Here is a 19344-nt window from a genome sequence, read left to right on the forward strand (position 1 = left end):
GCGCGGAGTCGTCGGGCGTCGCTCGGGCGGGCGGGTCATGAGGTGCCTCGCGTCCAGTCGGGAGGGGGAAAAGGTCCTGCGCTTCCGGGAAGATGGATCGGCGGTCGCGCTCCTTCAACGCGGTTCGCCCCCGACGGGTCCACGCCTCATCCAATTTCGTCACAGCGCCACCGAAGAAATCAAAGCGGCAAATTAACGAATTGTCGCTAGACACTGATTTCCATGGAATTTACCATTGCGCCAAACAGCAAGTATTAGCCTTTGGCGGGGGCATCATGAACGTAACGGGCCAGACCGTTCGAAGCCTGCTTTTGGCGTTCGCTTGGAGCGGGCGCGAAACGGAGGGGGAACAGGCCACAGAACGTTTGGCGAATGGACGTTCGACTCTGAGAAGTGCCTTCAGCATTACCCCTTTCGTTCGGGGTCTGTGCGGCCGGGGGCTGTGCGGTGCCCTGGCGGTGCTGGCGGTGTCCGTCCTGGCGCCGCTGCCGGCGCTGGCCGCGAAATACGCGGCGATCGTCGTCGACGCGCGCACGGGTGAGGTGCTGCACGAGGAGAACGCCGACACCCTGACCTACCCGGCGTCGCTGACCAAGATGATGACGCTGTACCTGACCTTCGACGCGCTCGACGAGGGGCGGCTGCGGCTGGATCAGGCGCTGCCGGTCTCGGCCTGGGCGGAGGCGCAGTCGCCGACCAAGCTCGGGCTGCGCGCCGGCAAGACGCTGCGGGTGGAGCAGGCGATCCTCGGGCTGGTCACCAAATCGGCCAACGACGCCTCGGTCGTGCTGGCGGAGGCGCTGGGCGGCAGCGAGGCGAAGTTCGCCGAGATGATGACCCGCAAGGCCCGCGAACTGGGGATGCGCAACACCGTGTTTCGCAACTCCAACGGCCTGCCGAACATGCAGCAGGTGACCACCGCGCGCGACTTTTCGATCCTGTCGCGGGCCATGCTGTCCGACCACTCCCGCTACTATCCCTATTTCAGCCGCCGGGCCTTCGTCTATGGCGGGCGCAGTCTGAACAACCACAACCGGCTGATGTCGCGCTACGAGGGCATGGACGGCATCAAGACCGGCTACACGGTGGCCAGCGGCTTCAACCTCGCGGCGTCGGCGGTGCGCGACGGGCGCCGGCTGGTCGCCGTGGTGCTGGGCGGCAAGTCGGCGGCCTCGCGCGACGCCCGCATGGAGGCAATCCTCGACAAGGCGTTCGACAAGCCGAGTCGCGGCTCCGAGGCGCCGGTCGTCGCCCGCGCCGGGGACGAGGACGCGCCGCGCGCCACCGCCAAGGGCAGGCCGTCGGCCAAGCCGGAGACCATCGCGCAGCTCGCCTCCACCGTCTCGACCCCCGCCGCCGTCCGTCCGCCGGCCCGCGCCCGCGACGAGGACGCCGACACGAAAGTCGACGGGTCGAAGTGGGGCGTGCAGGTCGGCGCCTTCTCGACGCGGGAGGCCAGCAAGCGGGCGCTCTCCCAGGCGACCAAGCAGGCGCCCTTCCTGCTGCGCGCCGCCAAGCCGGCGGTGACCCCGGTGAAGGCGAACGGCGCCACCGTCTACCGCGCCCGCATGGTCGGGCTGGACGAGGGGACCGCCCGCAAGGTCTGCTCGGAACTGACCCGCAGCGGCCACCGCTGCGTCCCGGTGTCGCCGAACGAGAAGCTGTAAGCCGTCTCTTTTCCGCCACATGAAAAAGGCGCAGCCGTGAGGCTGCGCCTTTTTTCGTGTCCGTGAAGTGGAGGCCGGTCAGGCGCCCGGCTCGTTGGCGTTCGGGAAGAACAGCGAGTTGCCGTTGATCTTGTAGTCCGCGATGGCCTGCTGGCCCTCGGCGGAGACCAGCCAATCGACGAAGGCCTGCCCGTCGGCGGCCTTGACGTGGCTGAACTTGGCCGGGTTCACCAGCATCACGCCATACTGGTTGAACAGGCGCTTGTCGCCCTCCACCAGGATGTCGAGGTCGCCGCGATTCTTGAAGCTGAGCCAGGTGGCCCGGTCGGTCATGGCGTAGCCGTTCACCGCGGCGGCGGTGTTCAGCGTGGCGCCCATGCCCTGACCGATGGCGCGGTACCAGCCGTCACCCGTTGTGGGATCGACGCCGGCGGTCTTCCACAGCGCCTGCTCCGACTTGTGGGTGCCGCTGTCGTCGCCGCGCGACACGAAGGGGGCCTTGGCGGCGGCGATGCTCTTCAGCGCGGCGGACACGTCCTTGCTGCCGCCGACCTTGGCCGGGTCGGCCTTCGGCCCGACGATCACGAAGTCGTTGTACATGACCGGCTTGCGCTCGGTGCTGAAGCCCTCGGCGACGAACTTGTCCTCCGACGGCTTGTGATGGACGAACAGCACGTCGGCGTCGCCGCGCTTGGCGATGTCGATGGCCTGGCCGGTGCCCTTGGCGACCACGCGGACCTCGATCCCGGTCTTCTCGGTAAACTTCGGCAGGATCGACTTGAACAGCCCCGAATCCTCGGTCGAGGTGGTGGAGGCCACGGTGATGAAGCGGTCGGCGGCGGTGGTCGGCTGAACGGAGCCGAGCAGCAGAGCCGCCGCGGCGGCGCATCCCAGCACGAAAGAACGGCGCAGCATCGGACTATCCCTCTCCAGATTCTCGCCCGCCTTGGTTGCGGGCTGTGGCGGCGACTATGGGAAAGTTCGAATGGCTTTGCAAATTTTCCAGAATCGTGGCGGCGGCTCAGGCCCGCCGCGTCTCCCGCACCATGGCGGCGGCGAAGTTCACCGACAGCGACAGCGTCATCAGGATGACCCCGAGGCCGAGCGCCAGCGGCAGGTCGCCCTTGCTGGTCTCCAGCGCGATGGAGGTGGTCATGACGCGGGTCACCCGGTCGATGTTGCCGCCGACGATCATCACCGCCCCGACCTCGGCCGAGGCCCGGCCGAAGCCGGCCAGCACGATGGTCAGCAGGCTCCAGCGCGCCTCCGACAGCAGGGTGAACAGGGTGGTCACCGGCCCGGTCCCCATCACCCTAAGCAGGTCGCCATACTCCACCAGCAGATCCTCGACGATCTGGCGGGTCAGGGCGGCGACGATGGGGACGATCAGCAGGGTCTGGGCAACGATCATCGCGGTCGGGGTGAACAGCAGCCCCAGCACGCCCAGCGGGCCGGAGCGCGACAGGATCAGATAGACGATCAGCCCCACCACCACCGGCGGCAGCCCCATCGCTGTGTTCAGGAACAGGGTCACCGCGCGCCGTCCGGGAAAGCGGAAGGCGGCGACGGCGGCGCCCAGCGGCAGGCCGATCAGGGCCGACAGCAGAACGGCGGTCAGGCTGACGCGCAGCGACAGGCCGACGATCCCCACCAGACCGGGGTCGAAATCGGCGATCAGGTGGAAGGCGGTGACGAAGGCCAGACCGAACTCATGCATAAGGATACTCGTGCATACCAAGCGCTCGCGCGTCAAATCGGGGCCGCATCGCTTCCGTCTTGCGGGAGGCGATCATCCGCCGCTTGCCCCGGCGCGCAATCTTCCCCACTCTTCCGGTCATGGACCTCTCGGAATTCACCATAAGGCCGGACCCGGCGAATCCCAAGCTGACGGAGCGCGTTTCCGGGCTGGATCAGGACGGGCGCCCGGTGGAGGCGTCGGTCACCGTGGAACGGCCGCTGACGCTGTACCTGAACGGGCAGGAGATCGTCACCATGATGACGATCGCCGACTACCCCGATTATCTGGCGGTGGGCTATCTGCTCAACCAGAACATGCTGAAGCGCGACGACCGGATCACCGGCATCGACTACGACGAGGAGATTGACACCGTCGTCGTCCGCACCGAGCGCGCCACGAACTACGAGCAGAAGCTCAAGAAGAAGACGCTGACCTCCGGTTGCGCCCAGGGCACCGCCTTCGGCGACGTGATGGAGACCTTCGAGTCGGTGCGGCTGAACCCCGACGCGCGGCTGAAGACCTCTTGGATCTACGCCCTGTCGAAGAAGATCAACCTGACCCCCAGCCTGTATCTGGAGGCCGGGGCGATCCACGGCTGCGTGCTCTGCCAGGACGACCGCCCCCTCGTCTACATGGAGGACGTCGGGCGGCACAACGCGGTGGACAAGGTGGCGGGCTACATGCACCTGCACGGCGTGCCGGCGCACGACAAGATCTTCTACACGACCGGGCGCCTGACCTCGGAGATGGTCATCAAGACGGTGCAGATGGGCATCCCGATCCTGATCTCCCGCTCCGGCTTCACCGCCTGGGGGGTGGAGCTTGGGCGGCAGGCCAATCTGACCATGGTCGGGCGGGCCAAGGGCAAGCGCTTCCTCGCCCTGGCCGGCACCGACCGGCTGGACTTCGACGCCGACCCGGCGTCGGTCGGCGACGAGGGCGGGCGCCACCAGCGCAAGGGGAGCCGCGATGACGAGTGAGGGCATTGCCGGCGTGCTGCTGGCCGGCGGCCTGTCGCGGCGCATGGGCGGCGGCGACAAGAGCCTGCGCACGCTCGGCGGGCGGAGCATCCTGGAGCGCATCGTCGCCACCGTACGCCCGCAGGTCGGGCCGCTGGTGCTGAACGCCAACGGCGACCCGGCGCGCTTCGCCGCCTTTGGCCTGCCGGTGGCGGCGGACGTGGTGGAGGGCTTCGCCGGGCCGCTGGCCGGTGTGCTGACCGGGATGGAATGGGCGCGGGCCAACGCGCCGGACTGCCGCTGGCTGGCCAGCTTCGCCACGGATGCGCCTTTCATCCCCAACGATTTGGTCGCGCGTCTGGCGGCGGCGGTGGAGCGCGAGGGCGCCGACCTCGCCTGCGCCCGCTCCGACGGGCAGGAGCATCCGGTCTTCGGGCTGTGGCGGGTGGACCTCGCCGACGACCTTCGCCGCGCCATGGTGGAGGAGGACATGCGCAAGGTGGACGCCTGGACCGCCCGATACCGTCTGGCGGTTGCCGACTTCGCCACCGATCCGGTAGACCCCTTCTTCAACACCAACCGTCCCGACGATCTGGCAGAGGCGGAACGGCTGATGGCGGCGGGACTGGTCCGATGAGTGAAGCGCTGAACAGAACCGAGACGATGGCCCTGGGCATCGTGCTGGAGCGCCGCAAGGGCACCAGCGCCTGGGCGGAGTGGGCGTGGCGCCCAGTCTCGGTGATCCCCGGCGCCCCGCCGGTCGATGGTCCCTGGCGGTTGCTGCGCGAGGGGGAGGGCTGGGCGCACTTCCACGCCGCGACCCTGCCGCTAGAGCTGTTCCGCAGCGACACCGAAGGCTACAAGCTGAACCTGTCGCAGGAGCCGCCGCGCCTCTGGGTCGTGCTGCGCCCGGACGAGACGGGCGAGCCGGGGGGCGTCGTGCCCTTCGTCGTCACCGCCTCCGCCCACGAATGCGAGGCCTATCAGGTCAGCGGCGTGGAGATGGTGGAGACGGTGCCGATGCCGCCGGAGGTCACGGCCCTGGTCCGCGACTTCACCGAGCAGCACCATGTGGATGTCCCCTTCGTGAAGCGCGAGCGCAAGCGGCACTTCCCGAAGCAGGGGTGATGAATTCTTGATGGGGCTCCGGCGCCGCGCCCTCCTCCCGGCCTCCCCCGCTTCGCAGGGGGAGGAGCTGATTCCCTCCCCCGCCCAGCGGGGGAGGGTTGGGTGGGGGCAAGGTCTGGCAATCCCCGAGACACACCGACATGACCGACGAATCCTTCCTCTCCCGCTGGTCCCGCCTGAAGCGGCAGCCCGTCGCCCCCGCCCCGGAACCGGCCCTGGAGCCTGTGCCGTCGCCGCTGGCCGAGGAACCGGCCGCGCAACTCCCGGTGGACGCAACGGCCGAGCCGGCCGAGACCGCGCCGGAGTCCGATGACCCGCTGAAGGACCTTCCCCCCGTGGAGGAACTGACGCTGGAGTCCGACTTCACGCCCTTCCTGCGGGCGGAAGTCCCGGACGACCTGCACCGGCAGGCGCTGCGCAAGCTGTGGACCTCCGACCCGGTTTTCGCCAACGATGACGGGTTGAAGGACTACGCCGACGACTACGCCAGCCTGTTCACCGGGTCCTCGCCGGTGAAGACGCTCTACCGCGTCGGCAAGGGCTTCCTCGACGCCGCGGAAGAGGCGGCCGAGAAGGCGGAGCAAGGAGCCGGCGGGGCGGCCGAGGACGGCAACGTCGATGAAGACGGGAAAGAAATCGTGGCGCTTTCCGAAGGTGCGGAGCCCGAGCAGGTCCCCTCTGCTTCGCAGGAACCGGGTATCGATATGATAAAAAGAGCATAGCGCCAGTCCAGTCCAAGTCGCGGTAAGCACACTTCTGAGTCAACCTTTGTTGACAAACACCGCGAATCTGCCCTTTAATAGCCCGATCCTGAACGTTAAGCCCCTGATATGGCGAGGCTTTTCGCAGGTGCAATATGAGGTTGTCGGTCCAGGGCGTCTCGGGCGCCGGCCCATGACGCCGTGAGCCTGCAACGGGCGAGCCAATGCGCCGCCGTTGTCGCGACGGGTGGGGCCGGGTGCCGGAGTTTTGCCGATCTGGTCCTTTCGTCGTGTCGGGAGGGATGAACGCCGTGTCCGTGACCGGTGAACACGATCCGTCGGCCCTGCCGCCGGAAGAGATGCAGCGGGCGCAGCTCTACGCGCTGCTGGCGCATCTGCTTGCCCGCCCGCCCGGCGGGGAGTTCCTGGCCGCTCTGTCGGCGTTGGACGGCGACGCGAGCCCCCTCGGGCAGGCGCTGCGCGGTCTGGCCGAGGCCGCCCGCGGCACGGACGCCGCCGCGGTGGAGGAGGAGTTCAACACCCTCTTCATCGGCGTCGGCGGCGGCATCCTGTCCCCCTACGGGTCCTACTATCTCACGGGTTTCCTTCACGAAAAGCCGCTGGCCGAGCTGCGCGGCGACATGGCGCTGCTGGGCATCGCCCGTGCCGACGACGTGAAGGAACCCGAAGACCACATCGCCGCCCTGGCCGAGATGATGGCGGGTCTGATCACCGGAGCCTTCGACGCCCCGGCCGATCTGGAGGCGCAGCGCCGCTTCTTCGACCGCCACATCGGCTCCTGGGCCGGCCGGTTCTTCACCGATCTGGAATCCACGCCGTCCGCCGCCTTCTACCGCGCGGTGGGCACGCTGGGTCACCGGTATCTGGAGGTCGAGGGCAAGGCCTTCGACATGGCGGCATGATCGGGCGGCGTGACGGGGCGGCCTGACCGCACACCGGCACCGCCGCCGAACAGACAGCCAAACAACGAGACCGGTCCACGACAAGGCCGGTCCGGAAACGCTCAAAACAAGGCCCGGAAACCGGGCGTCCCATCGGTCTTCAGTCTCGGGGAAGCCGCGAAGAATAGGGTGAAGCTATGACGGACAAGAAGGAAAAGACCACGCTGGCGCGGCGCGACCTGTTCCGCGCGGCTGGATTGGGCGTCGGCGCGCTGGGCGCCGCCGCCGTGGGCGCCGTGGCGGGTGCGGAGCCGGTGCAGGCCGCCGAGCCCGCCCCCGCCCAGGGCTACCGCGAGACCGACCATGTCCGGACGGTCTACGAACTGAGCCGCTTCTAAGAAGGACCGCCGCACATGCTGACAAAGAAGAAGGCGGCTGCTTCCGGCGGCCGTTCGCTGGCGAAGATGGTTTCCGGCTTGACCGGCAACACCGTCGACCGTCGTTCGTTCCTCCGCACCTCGGGCATCGCCGCCGGTGGCGCCGCCATCGCCGCCACCATGCCCTTCGGCATGGTGAAGAAGGCCGAGGCGGTGACTGCCACCCCCGCCGCGGGCGCGCCGGTCAAGCTGGTCAAGAACGTCTGCACCCACTGCTCGGTCGGCTGCACGGTCACCGCCGAGGTGCAGAACGGCGTGTGGATCGGCCAGGAGCCGAGCTTCGACAGCCCGATCAACCTGGGCGCCCACTGCGCCAAGGGTGCGGCGGTGCGCGAGCACGCCCACGGCGATCGCCGCCTGCGCTACCCGATGAAGATGGTGGACGGCAAGTGGACCCGGATCTCCTGGGACCAGGCCATCCAGGAGGTCGGCGACAAGCTGCTGGCGATCCGCGAGAAGTCCGGCCCGGATTCGGTCTTCTGGCTCGGCTCGGCCAAGCACAGCAACGAGCAGGCCTACCTGATCCGCAAGTTCGCCGCCTTTTGGGGCACGAACAACGTCGACCATCAGGCCCGCATCTGCCATTCCACCACCGTCGCCGGCGTGGCGAACGTGTGGGGCTATGGCGCCATGACGAACTCGTACAACGACATCCAGAAGTCGCGCGCGATGTTCTTCATCGGCTCCAACGCCGCGGAGGCCCACCCGGTCTCCATGCTCCACGTCCTGAAGGGCAAGGAGCAGAACAACGCCCCGCTGATCGTCGCCGATCCGCGCTTCACCCGCACCGCGGCCAAGGCCGACGAGTACATCCGCTTCCGCCCCGGCACCGACGTCGGCCTGATCTGGGGCATCCTCTGGCACATCTTCGAGAATGGCTGGGAGGACAAGGAGTACATCGCCAAGCGCGTCTACGGCATGGACGAGATCCGCGCCGAGGTCGCCAAGTGGACTCCGGAAGAGGTCGAGAAGGTCACCGGCGTTCCGGGCTCGCAGCTGAAGCGCGTCGCCCGCACGCTGGCCTCCAACCGTCCGGGCACGCTCGTCTGGTGCATGGGCGGCACGCAGCACCACATCGGCAACAACAACACCCGCGCCTACTGCGTGCTCCAGCTCGCACTCGGCAACGTCGGCGTGACGGGCGGCGGCACCAACATCTTCCGCGGCCACGACAACGTGCAGGGCGCCACCGACTTCGGCGTCACCTCGGACTCGCTGCCCGGCTACTACGGCTTGGCGGAGGGCGCGTGGCGCCACTGGGCGCGCGTCTGGGACGTCCCGTATGAGGAGGTCCTGGCCCGCTTCAAGGACAAGAAGCTGATGGAGGCCACCGGCATCCCGGTGTCCCGCTGGTTCGACGGCGTCCTGGAAGCCAAGGAGAACATGGACCAGCCCGAGAGCATCAAGGGCATGGTCTTCTGGGGTCACGCGCCGAACAGCCAGGTCCGCCTTCCGGACATGAAGAAGGCGATGGAGAAGCTGGAGCTGCTCGTCGTTGTCGATCCGTTCCCGACGATGACCGCCGTCCTGTCCGACCGCAAGGACAACTTCTACCTGCTGCCCGCCGCCACCCAGTTCGAGACGGTCGGGTCGCGCACCGCGTCCAACCGCTCGGTCCAGTGGTGCGACAAGATCATGGAGCCGCTCTTCGAGGCGAAGACGGACCATGAGATCATGTACCTGTTCGCCAAGAAGTTCGGCTTCGCCGAGCCGATGTTCAAGAACATCAAGCTCCACGGAAACGAGCCGGACATCGAGGACACGACGCGGGAGTGGAACCGCGGCATGTGGTCGGTCGGCTACACCGGCCAGTCGCCGGAGCGGCTGAAGCTGCACATGCAGCATCAGGCGACCTTCGACAAGACCACGCTGCGCGCCAACGGCGGCCCGTGCGACGGCGACTATTACGGCCTGCCGTGGCCCTGCTGGGGCACGCCGGAGATGAAGCATCCGGGCACCGCCAACCTCTACGACACCTCCCTGCCGGTCGCCGAGGGCGGCGGCGCCTTCCGCGCGCGCTTCGGCGTCGAGCGCAACGGCGTCACGCTGCTGGCCGAGGGCTCCTACCCGGTCGGGTCGGAGATCAAGGACGGCTACCCGGAAGTCACCTACGCCATGCTCGACAAGCTGGGCTGGACCGGGGAGCTGACCGAGGCCGAGATGGCCGTGATCAAGAAGATCGGCGGCGAGAAGATCGGCGCCGTGTCCTGGACCACTGACCTGTCGGGCGGCATCCAGCGCGTGGCGATCAAGCACGGCCTGAACCCGCCGGGCAACGCCAAGGCCCGCTGCGTCGCCTGGAACTTCCCGGACCCGGTGCCGGTGCACCGCGAGCCGCTCTACACGCCGCGCCGCGATCTGGTCGCCGAATACCCGACCTACAAGGACACCAAGTCCTGGCGTCTGCCGACGCTCTACAAGTCGATCCAGGACCGCGACGTGTCGAAGGAGTACCCGATCATCCTCACCTCCGGCCGTCTGGTCGAGTATGAGGGCGGCGGCGACGAGACCCGGTCGAACCCCTGGCTGGCCGAGCTGCAGCAGGACATGTTCGTCGAGATCAATCCGTTCGATGCCAACAACGCCGGCATCAAGGACGGCCAGATGGTCTGGGTCGAGGGTGCGGAGCAGGGCAAGGTGAAGGTCAAGGCCATGCTGACCGAGCGTGTCGGCCGCGGCGTCGCCTTCATGCCCTTCCACTTCGGCGGCCATTACCAGGGCCAGGATCTGCGCGCCAAGTACCCGCAGGGCGCCGACCCGATCGTGCTGGGCGAGGCGGCGAACACCGCCACGACCTACGGCTACGACTCGGTCACGCAGATGCAGGAAACCAAGACCACCCTCTGCCGGATCTCGGCGGCCTGAAGACGCTAGGAGTTCATCACCATGGCCCGCATGAAATTCCTCTGCGACGCGGACCGCTGCATCGAATGCAACGCCTGCGTCACCGCCTGCAAGAACGAGCACGAGGTGCCCTGGGGCATCAACCGCCGCCGCGTCGTCACCATCAACGACGGCAAGCCGGGTGAGCGGTCGATCTCGGTCGCCTGCATGCATTGCTCCGACGCGCCCTGCAAGGCGGTCTGCCCGGTCGACTGCTTCTACCAGACCGAGCAGGGCGTGGTCCTGCACAACAAGGACCTGTGCATCGGCTGCGGCTACTGCTTCTACGCCTGCCCGTTCGGCGCCCCGCAGTACCCGCAGGCCGGCAACTTCGGCACCCGCGGCAAGATGGACAAGTGCACCTTCTGCGCCGGCGGCCCGGAGGCCGACAACACGGACGCGGAGTACAAGAAGTACGGCCGCAACCGTCTGGCCGAAGGCAAGCTGCCGCTCTGTGCCGAGATGTGCTCGACCAAGGCCCTGCTCGCCGGCGACGGCGACAAGGTGTCGGACATCTACCGCGAGCGCGTGGTCGCCCGCGGCTTCGGGTCCGGCGCCTGGGGCTGGGGCACCGCCTATCAGATGAAGGCGGGGTCGTGACCGTGATCCGCCGCACCGTCTGTGCGATGGCGCTCCTTCTCGTCACCCCGCTTCTGGCGGGGTGCAACGAGGAGGAGCAGGCGCGCCCGATCCATCTGGAGAAGGGCGTCTACCGCGGCGCCGCGGACAGTCCTCTGTCCGCGGATCAGGTCCAGGCGCTCCAGCAGCGCTCGGCCGGCCAGCGTTTCTGAGAGGGCGTTTCCGATGGGCGCTGTTCTCAAGGGAAGGGCTGACGCAATGACGTCGAATCATTCCAAGGGCGGGCCGGCCAGGGGCTGGCTCCGGTCGCCGTTCCAGATCGTGCTTCTGGGTGTCGTCATGCTGGCGCTGACCCTGGTCATGGCCAACGTCTCGGCCGCGTCGGCGGCGGAGGCGTTCCCGCCGGTCGCCAGCCAGCCGGCCGACGGCACCTCCAAGACCGACATGTGGCGGGGGATCCGCTCCGGCGAGCAGGGCTATGTCTCCATCCCCAACAAGAGCGCCGGCGTGCTGGTGCAGTCGGAAGGGGAGCTGTGGCGTTCGGTCCGCAACGGCCCGCTGTCCACCTACGGTGGCTGGGTGCTGGGCGGCATGATCGGGCTGCTCGTCCTTTTCTTCCTGGTGCGTGGGCGCATCCGGATCGACGGCCAGAAGACCGGCCGGACCATCCAGCGCTTCAACGCCTTCGAGCGGGGTGTGCACTGGCTGACCGCCGGCAGCTTCGTCATCCTGGCCTTCACCGGGCTGAACGTGCTGTACGGGCGCTACACCGTGCTGCCGCTGCTGGGGCCGGAGGCGTTCGCCACGATGACCCAGTACGGCAAGTTCGCCCACAACTACCTGGGCTTCGCCTTCATGCTGGGCATCCTCCTCATCTTCGTGATGTGGGTGAAGCACAACATCCCGGAGCGCAACGACATCACCTGGGCGCTGAAGGCCGGCGGCCTGTTCAGCAAGGGCGTGCATCCGGCGGCGAAGAAGTTCAACGCCGGCCAGAAGGTGATCTTCTGGGCGACGGTGCTGGGCGGCGCGGCGCTGGGCTTCACGGGCGTGCAGCTCCTGTGGCCCTTCTCCTTCGCTTCGCTGGCCGACCTGCAGCTCTATCAGCTGATCCACGCCGCGGTGGCGGTGGTGCTGACCGCGGTCATCATCGCGCACATCTACATCGGCTCGGTCGGCATGGAAGGCGCCTTCGACGCCATGGGCACGGGCGACGTCGAACTCCAGTGGGCGCGCGAGCACCATTCGCTGTGGGTTCAGGAGGTGACGGGAGAGACTCCGCGTTCGCACCACGGCCGCCACCGCGCGCCCGCCGAGTGAGGACACCAACCATGCGTTCCTTCCTGATCGGCCTGCTGCTGGCCGGGGCGCTCGCCGCTCCGGCCGCCGCCCAGCCCTCCGACCAGACCTCTCCGGCGGCCAAGCCGGCGGACGAGGTGAAGCGGATCGTCGAGCAGACCTACAACGTGCAGGTCCTGCGCGTGACCGAGGCGGCGCTGGAGGACGGCACCGCCGTCTACAAGGTCGCCGCCATGATGCCGGGGACCGCCGGCAATGCCGCCTTCATGGTCAACACCCTGACCGTGGACGCGGCGACCGGCCTCGCGCTTCCGCCCTTCCGCCACCACGCGGCGGGCTACAGCCTGCCCCAGGGCGGCAGCTACGAGCCGAACCGGACCTCCAACAACCCCGCGGTCGCCCGCGGGCACACCTGGCGCTGAGATTGCCGGGCGCCGAGAACGTCCCGCGTTGACACCTGTTACCCCCTGACCGGTGGCTGCGAGGCCGCCGGTCTTTTCCTTTTCGGGAGGCGGTTTGGGCATGGTGAGAGGGCGTCATCCGGGGAATCCACCGTGCCGCACCCGCCGCCGGCTGCTCGCGCTGGCCGCCGCCGCTCCCGTCCTTGCCACCCCTCTGCTGTCCCGCGCTGCCGACCTGATCGGCCATGGCGCCATGGTCAACGCCGTCGCGGTGTCGTCTGACGGAACCCGCGTCCTGACGGGGAGCTGGGATTATTCGGCCATCCTCTGGGACCTCGCCTCCGGTTCCCAGATCGCCTCCTTCCACGAGCACGCCGCCGGCGTCACCGCGGTGGCCTTCCTGCCGGACGGCACGCGCGCCCTGACCGGCAGCCGCGACGCCGCCATCATCCTTTGGGACCTGGAGAGCGGGCGGCCGCTGCGCCGCTTCGAGGGGCACACCGGCACCGTGGCCGATCTGGCGGTAGCGCCGGACGGCCGCAGTTTCGCCTCCGCGGGCTGGGACTTCGTCATCCGCGTCTGGGATCTGGAAAGCGGAGCCGCGCTGCGGGTGCTGGAGGGGCATGGCGCCAATGTGAACGCCGTGGCCTACACCCCGGACGGCGGCCGGCTGGTCTCCGCCGGCTACGACTTCCAGATCCGCGTTTGGGACGCCGCGACCGATCAGGAGAAAGCGGTTCTGGAAGGGCATGAGGGCAGCGTGAACGGTCTGGCCCTGTCCCCAGACGGACGGCTGGCGGCCACGGCGTCCAGCGACGAGACGGTGCGGCTGTGGGACCTTGAGGCCGGCATCCTCCTGCGCACGCTCTATGGGCACAGCGGCTTCGTCACCTCCGTCGCGGTCTCGCCCGATGGCAGGACCCTGCTGTCCGGCGGTGGAGGCGACCGGCGCGTCCGGTTGTGGGACACCGCCACCGGGCGGCAGCTCGCTTCCTTCCGCGGCCATGAGAAGCCGGTTCTGGCGGTCGCCTTCACCCCGGACGGGCAGGGCGCCCTGTCCGCCGGCTACGATGCGGTGGTCCGCCATTGGGACTTGGTGAGCAAGGCCGACGCCGAGCGCCCATGATCCTCTTTCGGATGGCATGATTAGCCCTCTCCCCGGAGGGGAGAGGGGAATTGGAACATGCCTCAGTTCCCCCACCGAGCGTCCTTGACAGGCACCGTTCACCCATGGCCCGTTCGGCACTCCGTCGTTCCGGAATCGAGACCACCGCCCATGACCAGCCTGTCCCACCCGGCGCCGCGCCGCGCCATCATCGAGACCTGCCTTGCCATGAACGGGGCGGGCGTCAACCAGGGAGCCTCGGGCAACCTGTCGGTGCGGGTGGAGGGCGGCTTCCTGATCACGCCCAGCAGCCTGCCCTACGACGAGACGGCGCCAGAGGACATCGTGGAGATGGGCTTCGACGGGACCTATGTGGGCCGGCGGCGGCCCTCGTCGGAATGGCGCTTCCACCGCGACATCCTGAAGGCGCGGCCCGACGTCGATGTGGTGCTGCACGCCCATTCGACCTTCGCGACGGCGTTGGCCGTCCATGGCCGGGGCATCCCCAGCTTCCATTACATGGTGGCTCTGGCCGGCGGCGATTCGATCCGCTGCGCGCCCTACGCCACCTTCGGGACGCAGGAGCTGTCCGACCACGCCGTCGCGGCGCTGGAGGGGCGGCTGGCCTGCCTGCTGGCCAACCACGGCATAATCGTGCTGGGAAAGACGGTGAAAGGCGCGCTGGCGCTGGCGGTGGAGGTGGAGACTCTGGCCCGCCAGTATCTCCACGCCCACCTGCTGGGCGAGCCGGTCATACTACCGCCCGAGGAGATCGCGCGCGTCGCCGAGAAGATGCGCCGCATGAAGTATGGCCTGCCGCCCGACGAGGGTGCAGCGCTGGAGGACACCGCCCGCCCGCGCGAGGCCTGACGGCTGACGGCTGACGGCTCCCGGCGTCAGGAGGCCAGCTGGGCGACGGGGCGCAAGGGGGCGACGGTGACCAGCGGGCGCTTGGCCGCCCCGGCGGTGCCGACCTGGAGCGGGCGGTCCTCCGCCGGGGGCTGGTAGTAGGCGGGCAGCGCCACCGTGACGCGGGTGCCCTGACCGGGCTCGCTCGCCACCTCGATGTCGCCGCCGAGCATGGCGGCGTAATGGCCGACCAGCGTCAGGCCGAGCCCGGCGCCGCGCCGCTTGGCGCCGCTGCCGCCCTGGCCCGCTCCACCTTGCACGAAGGGCTGGAACAGCCGGGCGGTCTGGCTGGTGGCGAAGCCGCTGCCGCTGTCGCTCACGGTGAAGCGCAGCCAGGGCTCGCCGTCACGCTCGACCCGCTCGGCGGCCAGCCGGACGGCGCCGCCCTGGGTGAATTTGCAGGCGTTGTCCAGCAGGTTGAGGAGCGTCTGCCGGACCTTGCCGAAATCCGAATACATCTGGCCGAGCGCCGCAACCTCGGCCTGGAGCGTCACCTCGTTGCCGTTGAGGTCGGCGGCGGGCAGCGTGCGCTCCCGCGCCTCGATCAGCAGCCGGTGCACGTCGAAATCCTGAAGCACGACGTCCATGTTGCCGGCCTCGATGCGGGCGTAATCGAGAATCGCGTCGACCAGGGTGAGCATCTGCTCGCCGGTCCACTGGATCTGCTCAATATCGGTCGCCAGTTCCCCGGCGCCCAGCCGGTGCAGCTCGCCCATCAGGGACTGGCTGGAGGCGACGATCGCGTTGAGCGGGGCGTGAAGCTCCTGACCGATGTTGACCAGAAAATGGGTCTTCGCCTCGTTGGCGGCGTCGGCGCGCTCCTTGTCGCGCAGCAGCTGGCCGTGCCGGTCGGCGGCTTCCTGGCGCTGACGCTCCATCTCTGCCGTGTTGTCGCGCAGGATGCGGACGGCGCGGGCCATGGCGGCCACCTCGTCGGCCCCGTCGTCCAGTGGCAGGGCGACGTCGGTCCGCCCGGCGGCGAGCGAGGTCATCGCGGCGGCCATGCCGGCGACCGGACGGGCGACCCGGCGGTTGACGAACCAGACCATCGCCAGACCGGCCAGCGTGACGGCCAACGCCGCCCACAGAGCAATGCGCAGCGTGCGCCAGGACTGGTCGGCCAGACCGCCGCGCAGTTCCGCCGCGACGGCATCGTTGCGCTGGCGGATCTCCGCCGCGTGGGCGGCGACGGCGGCGGCGTTGGGCGTCAACCGCTCGGCGCGCAGCCTGTCCTCGTCGGCCAGGGAGGCCTCGATGCTGTCCAGCACCCCGTCGATGCCGGCCAGCGCCGCCTCCACCTCGTCGATGGTCTGGCGGGTGCCGGGGACCCAGAGGTAGCGGTTCATCTCCGCCAGCTTGGCGCGGGCGTTGCCCAGCTCGGCGCGCATGCGCAGCGAGTCGCGGTCGTCGCGCCGCGCGACGTAACGGCCGAGATGGTCCTGCATCATCAGGATGGCGACGGTCGCGTCGCCGGCCAGCGCCGCCGAATCGACGCCGCCCGCGTCCTTCAGCCGGCCCAGCCCGGCGCGGATCTGGGAAATCTGCGGCTCCAGCACCGACTCGGTCAGGCGGGCGCGCTCGCCGCGCAGGGCGACCAGCGCCTCGAAACCGCTCCAATAGGCGTCCAACGCCGCGCGCGCGCCCTCCACCGAACGGCGGTCGGCAGCGTCCTGCGCCATCCCGGCCAAGGCGCTCAACCGTTCCAGCAGGCCGTCGCGGCGCAGCCCGGCGTCGAGCAGGCTCTGCTGCTCGCCCTCGGCCAGATGGTCGCGGACCGAGACCTCCAGGTCGCGCAGGCCGATGTCCAGGTCGGCGGCGGTCTGGGAGGCGTCGGCGTAGCCGGAGAAGGTGCCGACCTCGCGGCTGACTCCGTAGAGCGAGGCCACACCGATCAGCGCCAGCAGAAGGACCAGGGCCAGGACCACGCCGAAGCCCAGCCCGACGCGCGCGGCGAGCGTCAGCTCGTCCAGGCGGCGCAGGAGGCCGAGCCCCGGGTGGGAGCGCGCGAGGCGGGCCGGGGCACCGGGGGAGGAGGGGGCGTCGCCGGACCGGGGCAGGGTTCCGTTCCGCGTCACGCCACGTCCCGTACGCGCTGTCGTTGGTAAGCCACGAGATCCGGCCGAAGGTTGCGGGCGGGAAAAGCCCGGCGTTGTCAGAAACCCCTCCGTGTGCACGGACGGATGGCGCGGATTGTAGCTTGGCGCGGCAGCGGCGCAAACAGACAAGTGCGTAAGGTTCAGCCCCCTTTAAACATCTCCCGCAGGGCGTCAGGCCGCGCCGTGGAAGGCGTAGGCTTGCATGCCGATGCTGCCATGCTCGAACCCGGTGTGAAGCCGCTCCGTTCGCACCGCGTCCCCGGCGGCCCCGAAGGCCACGGGCAGCGGCAGGAAATGCTCGTCGGTGGGATGCGCCGCCTTGGCCTGCGGGCAGAGCGTCTTCCAGCCGGCCAGCGACGCCTCGTCGCCCGCCGTCAGCACCCCGTCGAGCCAGCCGGCGAACTCCTCCGCCCAATCGGCCACGTCACTCTGGCCGAAGCGGAAGTCGCCGAGATTGTGGACGGCGCCGCCGCTGCCGAGAATCAGAACGCCCTCTTTCCGCAGGGGCGCCAGGGCGCGGCCGAGCGCGATGTGGTCGGCCGCAGTGGCGCCGGGCTGGACGGAGAACTGGGCGACCGGGATGTCGGCCTCCGGATACATCAGCATCATCGGGACCCAGGCGCCGTGGTCGAGCCCCTGGCTCGGGTCCACGGTGGCGCCGGTCAGCGCCCGCACGCGGTCGGCCAGCGCCGGGGCGCCGGGGGGCGCGTAGCGCATCGCGTAGAGGGCGCGGGGGAAGCCGTAGAAATCGTGGATGGTGTCCGGCTGCGTGGCGCCGCTGATCGCCGGGCTGCGGGTCGTCCAGTGCGCCGACACCGCGATCACCGCGCTCGGGCGGCCCAGCCGCTTGCCCAGACCGGCCAGGAAATGGCGGCCCGGCGAATCCTCGATGATCAGGGTGGGGGCGCCGTGCGAGACGAAGACGCTGGGGAAGGCGGACGAGGGCAGGGCGGTGGCCGGCTGGGTCGTGGTCATGAAAGGGGCTCCGGGTTGCCGGACCATTCGACCAAAGAAAAACCCCGGCGCCTAGGCCGGGGTTTTTCGAAAGACTGTTGCCGGTGGGGCAACGATCTCAGTGCAGGTGCTTCGGCAGCTCGGCGATCGACTGTTCGATCAGCTTGTCCGCCTGGGCCGGCTGGATGCCGGTTTCCAGGATGCGGCGGCTGGCGTCCATGGCGATGTCGACGGTCAGGTTGCGGACCTCGGCCAGCGCCCCGGCTTCCGCCTGGGCGATGCGGTCCATGGCCTGAGCCTCGCGGCGCTTCAGCGACGCTTCGAGATCGGCGCCGGCCTGCGAGCGGAGACGGTCGGCCTCCTCGCGGGCGTGGGCGATGATGGCCTCGGCCTCCTTCAGCGCGTCGCGCTGACGGCGCTGGTAGTTGGCGAGCAGCGCCTGGGCGTCTTCACGCAGGCGCTGGGCCTCGTCCAGCTCCGCACGGATCTTCTCGGCGCGGGCGTCGAGAAGGCCGGTGATCGCGCCGGACGCCTTCTTCCACACCAGGGCGGCGAAGATGATGAAGGCGATGGCGACCCACATTTCAGGCGTGTTCATGACCGGCGCTCCTCGATCACGGCGGCGACCGCCGCATCGGCCTGGGCCGCGTCGACGTTCAGCCCGGCCAGACGGCCGGCGACGTCGCGGGCGATGTCGGCGGAGATGGCGCGGACGTTGGCGATCGCCTGCTCCTTGGCCGTGGCGATGTTCGCCTCGGCGCTGCGCAGACGCTCGGCGTTCTCGGCGTTCAACTGGGCCTGACGGGCGTGGTTGTTCGCGTCGATCTCGGCGGCCACCTGGGCGATCAGGGCCTGGGCTTCGGAACGGGCCCCGGCGAGGGACTGATCGACCTGGGCCATGGCGGCCTCGGCCTCTTCCTTGAGCGAAGCGGCCTTGCTCAGGTCGCGCGAAATGCGCTCCTGGCGCTCCTCCAGAACCTCGGCCACGCGCGGCAGCGCTTTCTTGGACAGGAGGTAGTAGAGGGTGATGAAGGTCAGCGCCAGCCAGAAGATCTGGGTGGGGAAGGTGGCGGGATTGAGCTGCGGCAGGCCGCCGGCGGCGTGCTCGCCGCCATGGGCGGCTTCCGGCGCGTGCTCCGCCGCCGCCGCCAGGACGTTACCGGCAAGCACGGTCAGAGTGGCGAGCGAGGCGCCCGCAGCACCCGACCAGCGGACCAGCCGTCGCTTGGCCAACAGGTTCGGCATGGATCGGTCCCCCTAGGCAAGAATGCGGCGCCGAAACTTCGAGAGCCCGGCGCCGCGTCAGAGCGAAATTGAAAGTTCGCTCCGGCCTTAGGCGAACAGGATCAGGAAGGCGATCAGCAGGGCGAACAGCGCGACGGCTTCCGTCAGCGCGAAGCCCAGAATGCCGATCGGGAAGACCTTCGGCTGGACGGCCGGGTTGCGGGCGATCGAACCGATCAGGGTCGAGAAGATGTTGCCGATACCCAGGCCGACGCCGGCGAGGGCGATAACGGCCAGACCGGCACCGACGTACTTGGCGGCTTCAGCTTCCATGGTACTCATTCCTCTAGGTAAGGGTGAAC

Annotated in this window: 21 protein-coding genes; 14 read left to right on the plus strand and 7 right to left on the minus strand. The window is 69.1% G+C overall.

All coding sequences use genetic code 11. The features are described from left to right. The first annotated feature begins 458 nt into the window (after positions 1-458). Complete coding sequence (locus ACWPN5_RS04295; RefSeq protein ID WP_247888435.1) at positions 459-1667, plus strand: D-alanyl-D-alanine carboxypeptidase family protein; 1209 nt, start codon at positions 459-461, stop codon at positions 1665-1667. A gap of 78 nt (positions 1668-1745) precedes the next feature. Here the strand turns inward: ACWPN5_RS04295 and ACWPN5_RS04300 are convergent, their stop codons facing one another. After that, positions 1746-2582 carry an ABC transporter substrate-binding protein gene (locus ACWPN5_RS04300; RefSeq protein ID WP_200477864.1) on the minus strand — a complete coding sequence of 279 codons (837 nt, stop codon included), beginning with the start codon at positions 2580-2582 and terminating at the stop codon, positions 1746-1748. Between the two features lie 106 nt (positions 2583-2688). Next, positions 2689-3384: an ABC transporter permease gene (locus ACWPN5_RS04305; RefSeq protein ID WP_145689035.1), complete on the minus strand. Its 696-nt coding sequence runs from the start codon at positions 3382-3384 to the stop codon at positions 2689-2691. A 119-nt stretch (positions 3385-3503) separates the two neighbouring features. On the opposite strand from ACWPN5_RS04305, the gene fdhD reads away from it, so the two are divergent. The 13 genes from fdhD (at position 3504) to ACWPN5_RS04370 (ending at position 14669) form a co-directional block, all read left to right on the plus strand. After that, positions 3504-4385, plus strand: a complete 882-nt coding sequence (fdhD, locus tag ACWPN5_RS04310; RefSeq protein ID WP_174441263.1) for a formate dehydrogenase accessory sulfurtransferase FdhD — start codon at positions 3504-3506, stop codon at positions 4383-4385. After that, positions 4375-5001: a molybdenum cofactor guanylyltransferase MobA gene (gene mobA, locus ACWPN5_RS04315; RefSeq protein WP_492294434.1), complete on the plus strand. Its 627-nt coding sequence runs from the start codon at positions 4375-4377 to the stop codon at positions 4999-5001. Before fdhD ends, mobA begins: the two co-directional genes overlap by 11 nt. Next, on the plus strand, positions 4998-5492 hold the full coding sequence (locus ACWPN5_RS04320; protein WP_145689038.1) for a DUF3305 domain-containing protein: 495 nt from the start codon (positions 4998-5000) through the stop codon (positions 5490-5492). The genes mobA and ACWPN5_RS04320 overlap by 4 nt, the downstream gene beginning before the upstream one ends. A gap of 140 nt (positions 5493-5632) precedes the next feature. Continuing rightward, entirely contained in the window at positions 5633-6214 is a 582-nt protein-coding gene (locus ACWPN5_RS04325; RefSeq protein ID WP_492294436.1) for a DUF3306 domain-containing protein, read from the plus strand. A 290-nt stretch (positions 6215-6504) separates the two neighbouring features. Next, positions 6505-7116 (plus strand): TorD/DmsD family molecular chaperone, encoded by a 612-nt coding sequence (locus tag ACWPN5_RS04330; RefSeq protein WP_492294438.1) that lies wholly within the window; start codon positions 6505-6507, stop codon positions 7114-7116. Positions 7117-7292: 176 nt separating this feature from the next. Further along, positions 7293-7493 (plus strand): hypothetical protein, encoded by a 201-nt coding sequence (locus ACWPN5_RS04335; RefSeq protein WP_038529100.1) that lies wholly within the window; start codon positions 7293-7295, stop codon positions 7491-7493. Between the two features lie 15 nt (positions 7494-7508). After that, positions 7509-10397, plus strand: a complete 2889-nt coding sequence (locus ACWPN5_RS04340) for a formate dehydrogenase subunit alpha (protein ID WP_200479342.1) — start codon at positions 7509-7511, stop codon at positions 10395-10397. Between the two features lie 21 nt (positions 10398-10418). Then, positions 10419-11015, plus strand: a complete 597-nt coding sequence (fdh3B, locus tag ACWPN5_RS04345; protein WP_014239715.1) for a formate dehydrogenase FDH3 subunit beta — start codon at positions 10419-10421, stop codon at positions 11013-11015. Further along, the gene (locus ACWPN5_RS04350; RefSeq protein WP_109068631.1) at positions 11012-11206 is read left to right on the plus strand and encodes a hypothetical protein; all 195 of its coding nucleotides are present in this window, start codon (positions 11012-11014) and stop codon (positions 11204-11206) included. Before fdh3B ends, ACWPN5_RS04350 begins: the two co-directional genes overlap by 4 nt. A gap of 46 nt (positions 11207-11252) precedes the next feature. Continuing rightward, on the plus strand, positions 11253-12314 hold the full coding sequence (locus tag ACWPN5_RS04355; protein ID WP_492294441.1) for a formate dehydrogenase subunit gamma: 1062 nt from the start codon (positions 11253-11255) through the stop codon (positions 12312-12314). Between the two features lie 11 nt (positions 12315-12325). Further along, the gene (locus tag ACWPN5_RS04360) at positions 12326-12715 is read left to right on the plus strand and encodes a hypothetical protein (protein ID WP_492294443.1); all 390 of its coding nucleotides are present in this window, start codon (positions 12326-12328) and stop codon (positions 12713-12715) included. 100 nt (positions 12716-12815) lie between these two features. Next, entirely contained in the window at positions 12816-13820 is a 1005-nt protein-coding gene (locus ACWPN5_RS04365; RefSeq protein ID WP_492294445.1) for a WD40 repeat domain-containing protein, read from the plus strand. A 150-nt stretch (positions 13821-13970) separates the two neighbouring features. Then, positions 13971-14669 (plus strand): class II aldolase/adducin family protein, encoded by a 699-nt coding sequence (locus ACWPN5_RS04370; RefSeq protein WP_492294446.1) that lies wholly within the window; start codon positions 13971-13973, stop codon positions 14667-14669. Between the two features lie 26 nt (positions 14670-14695). Here the strand turns inward: ACWPN5_RS04370 and ACWPN5_RS04375 are convergent, their stop codons facing one another. The 5 genes from ACWPN5_RS04375 to ACWPN5_RS04395 form a co-directional block, all read right to left on the minus strand. Next, positions 14696-16783: a sensor histidine kinase gene (locus tag ACWPN5_RS04375; protein ID WP_492294448.1), complete on the minus strand. Its 2088-nt coding sequence runs from the start codon at positions 16781-16783 to the stop codon at positions 14696-14698. A gap of 192 nt (positions 16784-16975) precedes the next feature. Next, positions 16976-17779 carry a DODA-type extradiol aromatic ring-opening family dioxygenase gene (locus ACWPN5_RS04380; protein ID WP_492294450.1) on the minus strand — a complete coding sequence of 268 codons (804 nt, stop codon included), beginning with the start codon at positions 17777-17779 and terminating at the stop codon, positions 16976-16978. Positions 17780-17876: 97 nt separating this feature from the next. After that, entirely contained in the window at positions 17877-18356 is a 480-nt protein-coding gene (locus ACWPN5_RS04385) for a F0F1 ATP synthase subunit B family protein (protein ID WP_038529084.1), read from the minus strand. Beyond that, positions 18353-19003, minus strand: coding sequence for a F0F1 ATP synthase subunit B family protein (locus ACWPN5_RS04390; RefSeq protein ID WP_492294452.1), 651 nt, complete (start codon positions 19001-19003; stop codon positions 18353-18355). Before ACWPN5_RS04390 ends, ACWPN5_RS04385 begins: the two co-directional genes overlap by 4 nt. Before the next feature lie 87 nt (positions 19004-19090). Further along, positions 19091-19315 (minus strand): ATP synthase subunit C family protein, encoded by a 225-nt coding sequence (locus tag ACWPN5_RS04395; protein ID WP_014239727.1) that lies wholly within the window; start codon positions 19313-19315, stop codon positions 19091-19093. Between the last annotated feature and the right edge of the window lie 29 nt (positions 19316-19344).

The organism is Azospirillum sp. UENF 211521 (assembly GCF_058780535.1).